The following is an 11,852-nucleotide window of genomic DNA, read 5'->3' on the forward strand; positions in this document are numbered from 1 at the left end:
TCATATATTTCAAGATTGGCGGTGACGAGCTCCCGCATTCAACAATTTCAATCAGTTGAGTTGGATATGGTCACAGAAGATCAGATAGATCGCTCGTTGCGCATCGGCTCCGAGAGGGTTCGGACGGCCGATCGCGAGATCCTGCCCGTCATCAACCCCGCCAGCGGTGAAACCGTCGGCGAAATCCCGGTTGCGACCACCGTCGACCTGGACAATGCACTGGCTGCGGCCGACACGGCCTTCCGCTCCTGGCGCAAGGTTTCGGCCTTCGAGCGCTACAAGATCCTGCGCCAGGCAGCGGCCCTGCTGCGTGAACGCGCACCTGCCATCGCCCACTTCATGACGCTCGAACAAGGAAAGCCGGTCGGCGATTCCATGGCCGAGGTGCAAGGTGCTGCCGACATCTTCGACTGGTATGCCGAGGAAGGCCGACGCGCCTATGGACGCATCATCCCGTCGCGCACAGCGGGTGTCCGCAGCCTGGTGTTCCGCGAGCCGATCGGCCCGGTCGCAGCCTTCACGCCGTGGAATTTCCCGGTCACCATCCCGGCGCGCAAGATCGCCGCTGCCCTTGCCGCCGGCTGTTCCTGCATCGCCAAGCCGGCTGAGGAGACACCTTCACCGACGCTGGCGATTGCCCAGGCGCTCGCAGATGCCGGCCTTCCCGACGGCGTGCTCAACATCGTCTTCGGCGTGCCGGACCATATTTCGACGCATCTGATCGCATCGCCGATCATCAAGAAGATTTCGTTCACCGGCTCGACCCGCGTCGGCAAACACCTCGCCAGACTGGCGGCAGACGGCGTCAAGCCGGCGACGCTCGAACTCGGCGGCCACGCTCCCACGATCGTTTTCGCCGACGCCGATATCGAGAAGGCGGCGGAGATGACGGCACGGTCCAAGTATCGCAATGCCGGCCAGATTTGCATCACGCCGACACGCTTTTGCCTGCACGAAGCCATTCACGACCGGTTCGTCGCAAAATTCCGCGCCGTCGCTGCGTCACTCAAGCTGGGTGATGGCCTCGATCCTGCAACGCAGATGGGTCCCCTCGCCAATAGCCGCCGCATCGACGCCATGGAAAGCCTGGTTTCGGACGCGCAGCGCGCCGGCGCCCGCATCGAGCTGGGCGGCGAACGCAAGGGCGAGCGCGGCTACTTCTGGCAGCCGACCGTGCTGACCGACGTACCGAACGAGGCGCGGATCATGAATGAGGAGCCGTTCGGCCCGGTCGCTGTGACACGTCGATTCAAGGACTTCGACGAGGTCGTTGCCGAGGCCAACAGGCTTCCTTTCGGCTTATCCGCCTATGCCTTCACCCGCGACACGACGACGGCCACCCGCATCGGCGACGAACTCGAATCCGGCATGGTCGGCATCAACAACATGATGCTGACGACGCCCGAGACCCCGTTCGGCGGGGTCAAGGAGAGCGGCTATGGCTCCGAAGGCGGGGCGGAAGGCCTTGATAGCTATCTCGTGACCAAATTCGTGACACAGGGTTGAAGCGTAGCGCAATGACCGAGCATTCCATTCCCAACTTCCGTGAGATCGGCGAAATCACCGGGTCGACGGATTCCCGCGACGTGCTGGCGCACGCCACCAAGCAGGCCGCCAGGAATTTCGACGACTATCTCATCGTCGACGTCGACGCCCATGTTTCGGAAGATCATTTCTGGTCGGAGATCATCGACCTGATCGACAATGACGTGCTGCGTCAGATCGGCCAGCACCAGGTCAAGGGCTTTGGCGGCCAGAACGCGCTGCTCAACATCTCACCGGGCCTGTCGCTGCAAAGCGTCGGCGGCCGCATCGGCCACCAGGGCCGGCGCGAGCCGGTCAGCGACGACAGTGTCCACCGCTTCATCTCGACCGCCCGCCGCAGCATGGATGCGATGGGTCTCGACTACCAGGTGGTGTTCCCGAGCGCCATGCTGCTGCTCGGCATGCACCCGCAGGACGAGATCGAGGTGGCGCTGGCCAAGGCGTTCAACCGCTGGATGATCGAACGCATCCTGCCGATCGACAGCCGCATGAAGGGCCTGCTCTATTTGCCCTTCAACACGCCCGAGGCGTGCGAAGAGCTGGTCGAGCGCTACGGCGACACCGAAGGCATCATCGGCTTCACCGTCTGCTCGACCCGCAACAAGCCGGTCCACCACGACTGCTACATGCGGCTCTATTCGATGATCCAGGAACTGGACAAGCCGCTGGCTTTCCACTCCGGCTATCATTGGGGCGATCCGTCCTTCGCGCAGCTCAACCGCTTCCTGTCGATGCATGCGCTGTCGTTCACCCACTACAACCAGATCCATCTCACCAATTGGATCGTCAACGCGATGCCCGAGCGCTTCCCCAAGCTCAACATGCTGTGGGTGGAGAGTGGCCTCGCCTGGATCCCGTTCCTGATGCAGCGGCTCGACCATGAAGTGCTGATGCGCCCCAGCGAGGCCCCTGGCCTGAAGCGGCTGCCGAGCGAATATATGCGCGAGATGTACTACACGAGCCAGCCGCTCGAGCGCACGAACATGAAGCTTCTCGAAGCGACCATGGAGGCGATGAACGCCGAGACCCAGTTGCTCTACTCCTCGGACTGGCCGCACTGGGACTGGGATTCGCCGGCGACCATCGACTCGCTGCCGTTCCTCTCCGAGCAGGCCAAGCGCAACATCCTCGGCCTCAACGCCGCGCGGCTGTTCAAGCTCGACACGATCCGTCGCAAGCCGCTGGCTGAGGACGTTCTCGCCAATCGCCCCAAAACCGCATCGTAATGGCACAGAACATGACGACATCAGAACATGGCGCTGGTTTCAGCGCGGCCGCCGCAGCGATAGCCGCATCTGCTGAGGAGACCCTGGCATCCGGAACGCTCGACAGGGTGAGCGAGGCCGATATCGCCGTAGCACTCACCGCGCTCGGCAAGCTCTACGCAACCAAAGTCGAGAAGTCGGACAAGATTTTTCCGCCTGTCGGCCAGGACGCGCTGACCGCCACCGAGACAGCAGTCTTGGTCAGCGAACTGCTGCGCGCCGCCGATCTCAACGTCTTCGACCTCGCAATGTGGTTCCGGAGGGCATCGTGAGCGCCCCTGACATGGCGACGGCAGCGTCGCAACAGATCGTGTTGGGCCGTCACGACGAGCTCAAGAAGCGCCAACGCATGGTCATCGATGTCGACGGCACAGGCATCGGCATCTACTTCGTCGGCGAAGAAGTGCGCGCCTACCTCAACATCTGCCCGCATATGGGCGGACCGGTTTGCCAGGGCAAGATCATGCCGCGCACGCTGGAACTGGTGGCCGACAACGGCAAGAGCCTCGGCCTTGGCTTTTCCAAGGAGCAGCTCCACATCGTCTGTCCCTGGCATGGCTTCGAGTTCGACATGTTGACCGGCCGTCACCCGATCGACCCAAAGGTCGGCCTGACTCCTGTTCCCGTGCAGGTAACTGACGGCAACGTCGTGGTGACAGTCGGGAGCCCACGGGCATGACGGCGATGGTGGAAACCGACGTCCTCATCGTCGGCGCCGGGCCGGTCGGGCTGACGCTGGGCATGATCCTGGCGCAGCGCGGCGTCGCCGTGACGATCCTTGAGACACGTCACCATGGCGAACCGCCGAACGTGAAATGCAATCACGTCTCGGCACGTTCGATGGAGATACTGAGGCGGCTGGGCGTCGCCGGCGCGGCACGCAATGCCGGCTTGCCCGAGGATTATGCCAACGACATCGCCTACCGCACCTCGATGACCGGCAAGGCGATCACGCGCATCCCCATCCCCTGCCGACGCGACCGCTTCACGGCAACAGGCGGGCCCGATACCGACTGGCCGACTGCCGAGCCGCCACACCGTATCAACCAGCTGTTCCTGGAACCGATCCTGTTCGAACACGCAGTGGCAATGCCGGGGCTGACGGTGCTCAACCGCACCGAATATCTGTCGCATGCCGAAACCAAAGATGGCGTTCAGATCAGCGCCCGCAACATAGACAGCGGCGAACAAACGACGATCACGGCGCGTTATCTCGCCGGCTGCGATGGCGGCCGCTCGCAGGTTCGCCGCGACATCGGCGCCAAGCTCGTCGGCGACGCCGTCGTGCAGCGCGTGCAGTCGACCTACATCCGTGCGCCGCAGTTGCTCGGCATGATGAACGACGCGCCGGCCTGGGCGAGCTTTTCGCTCAATCCACGGCGCAGCGGCAATGTTTATGCCATCGACGGCCGCGAGACCTGGCTGGTGCACAACTATCTGCGTGACGACGAGCCGGATTTCGACAGCGTCGACCGCGACTGGTCGATCCGCGAAATCCTCGGCGTCGGACCGGACTTTTCCTACGAGGTCCTGTCCAACGAAGACTGGTTCGGCCGTCGCCTCGTCGCCGACAGCTTCCACAAAGGCCGGGTCTTCATCTGCGGCGACGCAGCACATCTGTGGGTGCCTTACGCCGGCTACGGCATGAACGCCGGCATCGCCGACGCCGAGTGCCTGGGTTGGCTGCTTGCCGCCAACATCGCCGGATGGGGCAATGCAGGCATGCTCGATGCCTATGCCGCCGAGCGCCAGCCGATCACCGAGCAGGTCTCGGTCTTCGCCATGAACCATGCCCATGCCATGGCCAAGGAACGCAAGGTCGTGCCTGTCGACATCGAAGACGACACGGCAGAAGGTGCCGCCGCGCGCGAGGCGCTGGGACGCAAGATCTACGACCTGAACGTCCAGCAATATTGCTGCGGCGGCCTCAACTTCGGCTACTATTACGACCACTCGCCGATCATATCCTATGACGGGCAGGCGCAGCCGGCCTACTCGATGGCCGAGTTCACGCCGTCGACGGTGCCCGGCTGTCGCACGCCGCACATCTGGTTGGCGGACAAGCGCTCGCTCTATGACGCGATGGGCCCCGACTACACGTTGCTGCGCTTCGACCCGACCCGCGACGTCACACCCTTGATGGCGGCGGCAGCCGCGCGTGGGATTCCGGTCCAGCTGCTTGACGTGGTGCCCGGCAGCGATGGCGTGGGGCCTTACGCCGAAGCCCTGGTGCTGTCGCGTCCTGACCGGCACGTCGCCTGGCGCGGCGATGCCTGCCCGACCGACCCCAACGCCCTGCTCGACACCATCACCGGCACCACCACCTCAATGAACTGAGGCGGGCCAATGCGAAATTTTCTGGAATTCTGGAGTGCCCGATGAAGATCATCGACTGTCACGCACATATGGCGGTGCCGCATCAGCTTCCCGCCTACAAGGCCAGCATCCTGTCGCATCGCGGCGCGCATGGCCGCAAGGCGCCGCCTGTCTCCAACGAAGCGCTGGAGCAGGCCTTCAACCGCGTCGAGATGGCACCGATGGGTCACCTCGCCTGTCTCGACCAGGCCGGCGTCGACATCCAGCTTTTGTCGCCGCGCCCGTTCCAGCTCATGCATTCCGAAGAACCCAAGAAGCTGGTGCACTGGTATGTCGAATACGCCAACGACATCATCGCCCAGGAATGCGCACTCTATCCGGAGCGCTTCTATGGCGTCGCCGGCCTGCCGCAGACCGGTGACAGCCCTATCACCGAGGCGCTGCCGGAGCTCGAACGCTGCGTCAAGGAATTCGGCTTCCGCGGCTGCCTGATCAACCCCGATCCGTTCGAAAACAATGGCCGCATGGCGCCGCCGATGGGCGATCGCTACTGGTACCCGCTCTACGAAAAGCTCTGCGAACTCGACGTCGTTGGCCATATCCATTCGGCAAGCTCACGGGCGCCTGAGCGCGAACCCTATTCGCTGCACTTCATCAACGAAGAGACCACCGCGGTCTACGGCCTGTGCAAGTCGACCGTGCTGGAAGACTTTCCCGAGCTCAAGATCCTGGTCAGCCACGGCGGCGGCGCGATCCCCTACCAGCTCGGCCGCTTCGACGCGACCACGGTGCCGCGCAACGGCATGTCGACATCAGGTGTGCGTTTCCGCGACAGGCTGCAGAAGCTCTATTTCGACACCGTGCTCTATTCGCGCGACGCGATCGAACTGCTGGTCAAGGTGGTCGGCGCCTCGCAGTGCCTCTACGGCGCGGAAATGCCCGGCGTCGGATCATCGATCGATCCCGAGACCGGCGAGACCTTCGACACCATCATCCCGCACATCAACGGTCTGTCGTTCATCTCTGATGATGAACGCAAGGCAATCCTGGGCGGCAATGCCGCGCGGCTTTTCAACATCGAAGCCTGAAGCCAGGTCACCTGAAGCGCAGCCTTGGAACAACATGGAGGCTACCTATGGCGAAAATAGTCGGTTTCATCTGCACGGCCCATGGGCCGCAACTGCACACCACGCCTGACAAATGGCTGCTGCGCGTCCAGTCGGACCGAACCCGCATGCACCCGTTCCGGGGCGGCGTCTATTCGTTCGACCAGCTCTGCGAATTGCGCAAGGACGAGAACCTTGCCGAACGCAGCACCATGGCGGCGATGACTGCAAATTATGAGAAGTGCCACATCGCCAGCGAACGACTGGCCGATGCCTTCGATGCCATGAAGGCCGACGTCGCCATCATCTTCGGCAACGACCAGCACGAGATCTACGGCGAGGATTTGAGCCCGCCCTACATGATCTACTACGGCGACAAGATCCGCCATCATCCGGCGACCGAAGAGGGCCGCCGCCTGATGCCGCCTGGTGTCGCCGAGGGCGAGGCCGGGCATGCACCGGAAGAGTATCGCGAATACGATACGGTGCCGGAGCTCGCCAAGCACATCATCGGCAATCTGGTCGAGAACGAGTTCGACATCACCGTCTCGCCAAAACTGCCGACACACAATCCGCGCACGACCGGCATCAGCCACGCCTTCGGCCATATCTACCGCCAGGTGATGCGCGACAAGGTCATCCCCAACGTTCCGATCTACCAGAACACCTTCTTCCCGCCGAACCAGCCGACCGCCCGCCGTTCCTACAAGTTCGGCCAGGTCGTCGGCGAGGCCATCCGCTCCTGGAACAGCGACGCCCGTGTCGTCGTGTTCGGGTCGGGCGGCATGAGCCATTTCACCATCGATGAGGACTGGGACGCCCGCTTCATGCAGGCGATGCGCGAAAAGGATGCCGAGTTCCTCAAGAACATCCCGCTTTCGGAGCTCCAGTCGGGCACTTCGGAGATGAAGAGCTGGATCACCACCGCAGGTGTCATGGAAGCCTACGACACAGAGTTCCATGAAGTGGCCTATGTGCCTTGCTACCGCTCACCGGCCGGTACCGGCACCGCCCAGGGCATGTACTGGTGGGGCGTCAAGTCATGAGCGCAGAGTTGCTTGAACGGCTGCGCCAGCTCGATGCCTGCACGGTCTCGGACGCGCTCGACGCACTCGGCCTGCCTGGTGCCGTCACCGGCATCGCCCGCCGCTCCGGCAGCGGCGTGGTGGCCGGGCGCGTTGTCACTGTCGCCCTCGCCGAAGGCCCGGCGCCGGCAGGCGCACCCAAGGTCCATCTTGGTGCCCGCGCCATCGAAGCCGGCGACGCCAACTCGCTGATCGTCGTTTCCCATCCCGGCATCGATGCCGGCGGCTGGGGCGGAGTGCTGACCCAGGCCGCGCGCCTTGTCGGCATCCAGGGCGTGATCGTCGATGGGCCGTTGCGTGACATGGACGAAGCCAACGGGCTCGACTTTCCGATCTTTGCCCGCGCGACCACCGTGCGCACGGCTCGCGGCCGCGTCCATGAGGTCGCAACCAACGTGCCCGTCACCATCGACGCGGTGATCGTGACGCCCGGCGACTACGTCATTTCAGACGGTTCGGGTGCGGTGTTCATCACTGCCGACAATGCAGAAAAGGTGATCCGGACCGGCGAGCGTATCGCTGCCAAGGAACGTCTGATGATCGAAGCCCTGAAGACCGGCAAGCCGGTCTCCCAGGTGCTCGGCGCCGATTACGAAGACATGCTCGAGGCAATTCAATGACCGACCAGGCCGTAGAACGCGCCGGAAAACACGACTGCGCCACCCTGTCCGACGCCATGGACCGGCTCGGCATCGAAGGCGTCTGCCGGGGCATCAAGCCGCGCGACCACAAATTCAGGCTTGTCGGCCGCGCCTTCACCGTCCGCTACGTGCCGGTCGACGTGCTGGCACCGGGCAATGTCGGCGACTTCATCGATGACCTGCCGGCCGGCACCGTCGTTGTGCTCGACAATCGCGGCCGCGAGGACTGCACGGTCTGGGGCGATATCATGACCCAGTTGGCCAACCACAAGGGCCTTGCCGGGACTGTCATCGACGGCGCCTGCCGCGACGTCGATCTTTGCCTCAGGCTCGGCTACCCGATCTATTCGCGCAGCTATTCGATGAAGACCGGCAAGGACCGTGTCCAGGTCGACGCCACCGGCATCACGGTCGAGATCGGCGGCGCGCTGGTTCGCCAGGGCGACATCCTAGTCGGCGATGCCGACGGCGTCGTCGTCATTCCGAGCGAGCGGGCCGAACAGGTTCTCGACCTCGCCGACGAGATCGCCATCGCCGAAAACGCCATCCGGAAAGCCATCACCGAGGGCATGTCGCTGCGCGATGCCCGCGTGAAGTACCGCTACCACTCACTGCAGACCCGCCAGTCATGAACAAGGTCGTCCGCAACATCGAACGCTCCGACAGCGCGGCAATCGCCCGGCTGGCCAAGGCCGGCGTCGCCACCACCCACGAAGCTCTAGGCCGCACCGGCCTGATGAGCTCGCGCATGCGGCCGATCTATCCGGGTGCCGCCATAGCGGGAAGCGCCGTCACCGTCCTGGTGCCGCCCGGCGACAACTGGATGATCCATGTGGCTATCGAGCTGATCAAGCCAGGCGACATCCTTGTAGTGGCACCTTTCTCGCCGTCCGACGCCGGCTATTTCGGCGACCTGCTGGCGACCTCGGTCATGGCGCGCGGCGGCATCGGCCTGGTCATCGACGCAGGCGTCCGCGACATCCGCGACCTCACCCAGATGAAGTTTCCGGTCTGGTCGACAGCGATCTGTGCCCAGGGAACGGTCAAGGAAACAATCGGATCGGTGAACGTTCCGGTCTCGTGTGCCGGTGCAGTGGTCAATCCCGGGGACGTCGTCGTCGCCGATGACGACGGCGTCGTGATCATCCCGCGCCAACTGGCCGATACCGTCGCACAACTTTCCGAGCGGCGCATCGCCGATGAGGAAGCCAAGCGCACAGAACTCGCCAAGGGCGTCCTCAGCCTCGATCTCTTCAACCTGCGCGGGCGCCTGAAGGACAAGGGCCTCGAATACTGACGCCAGACACGGCGCCGCAAACCAGTCAGCAGCAATGGGTGAACTCATGAAAACTCAGGTCGGGATCATCGGCGCGGGGCCAGCCGGCCTGCTTGTGGCGCGCATTCTCCAGCTCAACGGTATCGACTCGGTGATCCTCGAACGACGTACGCGGGCCTATGTGCTCGAGCGCGTGCGGGCGGGCGTTCTCGAATCGGGTACTGTCGACACGCTGCGCACCTACGGTATGGGTGAGCGCCTCAACCGTGAGGGCATTCCGATGCGCTCGATGCAGTTGTGCTGGGACAGGCAGAAGGCCGATATCTCGCTCGACGACGGTACCGGCCGGCACCTGACCACCTACGGCCAGCAGAAGATCGTCGAGGACCTGATCCTTCAACGCGAGGCCGACGGCCTGCCGATCGTCTTCGAAGCCGACGTATCGCGGCTCGACGGTATCGAGGACGCTCCGCGCATCCACTATCGCCATAATGGCGAAGACAAGGTGCTGGAGTGCCAGTTCATCGCCGGCTGCGACGGCTACCACGGCGTCAGCCGCAGGCACATTCCGGGCTCGGATGAGCACGTCTTCCTGACCGAATACCCGTTTGCGTGGCTCGGCATCCTGGCCGAGGCGGCGCCGCTTGCCGCCCGCCGCGGCTTTGCCCATTCGACACGCGGCCTGGCTGTTGCCTCCGCCCGATCCGCGTCGGTCGGCCGGCTCTATCTGCAGGTCGAACCCGACGCCGACCCCAATGCGATGAGCGACCAGCAGATCTGGGATGAACTCGACATCCGCATGGACGACGGCACGGCAGCGCAGCTCAATCGCGGCCCGATCATCGAGCGCTCAGTGGCGCGCCTGCGCGGTTATGTCTGCGAGAAGATGCGCCACGGCCGCCTGGCCATTGCCGGCGACGCAGCACATATCGTTCCGCCGAGCGGCGGCAAGGGGCTTAACCTCGCGGTTGGTGATGCGCGCATCATGGCAGAAGCGATCCGCCGTTTGCTGACGACCAACGACACCACCCTGCTCGACAGCTATTCGGAGATGTGCCTGCGGCGGATCTGGCCGACGGTCCATTGGGCCTGCTCGATGTGCGAGGCGCTGCACATCTTCCCCGGCCAGACGAGCTTCCAGACCCGGATGCAGTACCAGACGCTGAACCACTGGGGAAATACCGAGATCGGCCAGCAGCGGCTGCGCAAGGCCCAGCTCGGCCTGCCTTACGAAATCTGATCCGGACCAATTCCGGAACACGGCGACAAGCCGATCCCGGCGATAGGCTTTCAAAGGGAAAGGGCGGCGTTCCGATGGAACGCCGCCCTTCTTTCATTCACGCGGACCAAAGCCCGCCGTCACCGAAGTCAGCCGCAGACCGCGACGATGGCGTTGGCGACATGGCCGACATTGCTGTCGTTCAAGCCGGCGACGTTGACGCGACCTGAGCTGGTGATGTGGACATGGTGCTCGACCTTCATCCGCTCGGCGTCGGCAGGGGTGATGCCGAGCATGGCAAACATGCCGCGCTGTACGCCGAGGAATCCGAAATCGCGCGTCGTGCGACCTGCAAGCGCTGCCACAAGCTTTTCGCGCATGCCGTTGATGCGTCCGCGCATTTCGGCAACCTCGCCTTCCCAGGTCGTGCGCAGAGCCGCATTGCCAAGAATGTGAGCGACGACCGAAGCACCGTGGTCCGGCGGCATCGAATAGTTGGTGCGGACGACCGGCAACAGGTGGCCGTGCGCGCGGCTGGCCGTGGCCTCATCCTTGGCCACCAAGGTCAGCGCGCCAACGCGTTCGCGGTAGAGCGCAAAGTTCTTCGAATAGGAGCTGGCAATCAGCATTTCCGGCAAGCGCTCGGCCAGGAGCCGGACGCCGGCGGCATCCTCGGCCAGCCCGTCGCCGAAACCGAGATAGGCCAGGTCGATCAGCGGGGTGGCGCCGGTCGAGGCGAGCAATTCGGCGATTTCGGCCCACTGCGCCAGGCTCGGGTCGGCGCCGCCGGGGTTGTGGCAGCAGCCGTGGAACAGCACCAGGTCGCCGGGACCCGCGGCGCGCAGCGCCTCGATCATCCGGTCGAACTGCAGCTTGCCCGACGCGACGTCGTAATAGGGGTAACGGACCACCTGGAGGCCAGCAGCGGCCAGCAGAGAAGGATGGTTCGGCCAGGTCGGATCCGGCAAGAAGACCTTGGCGCCCGGCTTCACGCTGTGGGCGAAATCGCCTGCGACACGCAACGCACCAGTGCCGCCCGGCGTCTGGATCGCCTGCGACCGCGCAAGCAGGCCGCTATTGGCGCCGAAGATGAGTTCCCGCGTCAGGCGGTTATAGTCCTCGTTGCCGGCCGAAGAGACATAAGCCTTCGACTTCTGGTTCTCCACCAGGAAGGATTCCGCCTGTTTGACCGTTGCCAGCACCGGCGCGTTGCCCTGCCCGTCCTTGTAGATGCCGATGCCGAGGTCGACCTTGTCGGCGCTCGGGTCGTCGCGGAACTGCTGCATCATTCCGAGCAGCGGGTCGGCTGTCGGCGTGGAGAGATTTGAAAACATATCACCCTCTATTGTCTCGTATTATGAGACTTTATCGCGAATTTTGAACATGGTCAACTCGAACT

At 63.8% G+C, this 11,852-nt stretch carries 12 protein-coding genes; 11 read left to right on the forward strand and 1 reads right to left on the reverse strand.

What is annotated here, in order from left to right:
- The first annotated feature begins 66 nt into the window (after window positions 1-66).
- The 11 genes from HNQ95_RS13520 to HNQ95_RS13570 are packed head-to-tail and all read left to right on the forward strand — an operon-like array spanning window position 67 to window position 10,474.
- Entirely contained in the window at window positions 67-1,506 is a 1,440-nt protein-coding gene (locus HNQ95_RS13520; RefSeq protein WP_182574314.1) for an NAD-dependent succinate-semialdehyde dehydrogenase, read from the forward strand.
- Between the two features lie 11 nt (window positions 1,507-1,517).
- Complete coding sequence (locus HNQ95_RS13525; RefSeq protein ID WP_182574313.1) at window positions 1,518-2,771, forward strand: amidohydrolase family protein; 1,254 nt, start codon at window positions 1,518-1,520, stop codon at window positions 2,769-2,771.
- Window positions 2,771-3,082 carry a hypothetical protein gene (locus tag HNQ95_RS13530; RefSeq protein ID WP_210289159.1) on the forward strand — a complete coding sequence of 104 codons (312 nt, stop codon included), beginning with the start codon at window positions 2,771-2,773 and terminating at the stop codon, window positions 3,080-3,082. The genes HNQ95_RS13525 and HNQ95_RS13530 overlap by 1 nt, the downstream gene beginning before the upstream one ends.
- Complete coding sequence (locus tag HNQ95_RS13535) at window positions 3,079-3,489, forward strand: Rieske (2Fe-2S) protein (protein ID WP_210252501.1); 411 nt, start codon at window positions 3,079-3,081, stop codon at window positions 3,487-3,489. The genes HNQ95_RS13530 and HNQ95_RS13535 overlap by 4 nt, the downstream gene beginning before the upstream one ends.
- The gene (locus tag HNQ95_RS13540) at window positions 3,486-5,147 is read left to right on the forward strand and encodes an FAD-dependent oxidoreductase (RefSeq protein WP_182574311.1); all 1,662 of its coding nucleotides are present in this window, start codon (window positions 3,486-3,488) and stop codon (window positions 5,145-5,147) included. Before HNQ95_RS13535 ends, HNQ95_RS13540 begins: the two co-directional genes overlap by 4 nt.
- Before the next feature lie 41 nt (window positions 5,148-5,188).
- A complete protein-coding gene (locus tag HNQ95_RS13545; protein ID WP_182574310.1) occupies window positions 5,189-6,214 on the forward strand; it encodes an amidohydrolase family protein in 1,026 nt (341 codons plus the stop codon).
- A gap of 47 nt (window positions 6,215-6,261) precedes the next feature.
- Window positions 6,262-7,278, forward strand: coding sequence for a DODA-type extradiol aromatic ring-opening family dioxygenase (locus tag HNQ95_RS13550; RefSeq protein WP_067967568.1), 1,017 nt, complete (start codon window positions 6,262-6,264; stop codon window positions 7,276-7,278).
- Window positions 7,275-7,937: an RraA family protein gene (locus HNQ95_RS13555; protein ID WP_182574309.1), complete on the forward strand. Its 663-nt coding sequence runs from the start codon at window positions 7,275-7,277 to the stop codon at window positions 7,935-7,937. Before HNQ95_RS13550 ends, HNQ95_RS13555 begins: the two co-directional genes overlap by 4 nt.
- On the forward strand, window positions 7,934-8,590 hold the full coding sequence (locus HNQ95_RS13560) for an RraA family protein (RefSeq protein WP_182574308.1): 657 nt from the start codon (window positions 7,934-7,936) through the stop codon (window positions 8,588-8,590). Before HNQ95_RS13555 ends, HNQ95_RS13560 begins: the two co-directional genes overlap by 4 nt.
- Window positions 8,587-9,255, forward strand: coding sequence for a 4-carboxy-4-hydroxy-2-oxoadipate aldolase/oxaloacetate decarboxylase (locus HNQ95_RS13565; RefSeq protein ID WP_182574307.1), 669 nt, complete (start codon window positions 8,587-8,589; stop codon window positions 9,253-9,255). The genes HNQ95_RS13560 and HNQ95_RS13565 overlap by 4 nt, the downstream gene beginning before the upstream one ends.
- A gap of 46 nt (window positions 9,256-9,301) precedes the next feature.
- Window positions 9,302-10,474, forward strand: coding sequence for a 4-hydroxybenzoate 3-monooxygenase (locus tag HNQ95_RS13570; RefSeq protein WP_067967557.1), 1,173 nt, complete (start codon window positions 9,302-9,304; stop codon window positions 10,472-10,474).
- A 128-nt stretch (window positions 10,475-10,602) separates the two neighbouring features.
- Here the strand turns inward: HNQ95_RS13570 and HNQ95_RS13575 are convergent, their stop codons facing one another.
- Window positions 10,603-11,787 (reverse strand): amino acid aminotransferase, encoded by a 1,185-nt coding sequence (locus tag HNQ95_RS13575; protein WP_182574306.1) that lies wholly within the window; start codon window positions 11,785-11,787, stop codon window positions 10,603-10,605.
- Window positions 11,788-11,852: the final 65 nt, after the last annotated feature.

This window comes from Aminobacter ciceronei (assembly GCF_014138625.1).
Lineage (GTDB): Bacteria > Pseudomonadota > Alphaproteobacteria > Rhizobiales > Rhizobiaceae > Aminobacter > Aminobacter ciceronei.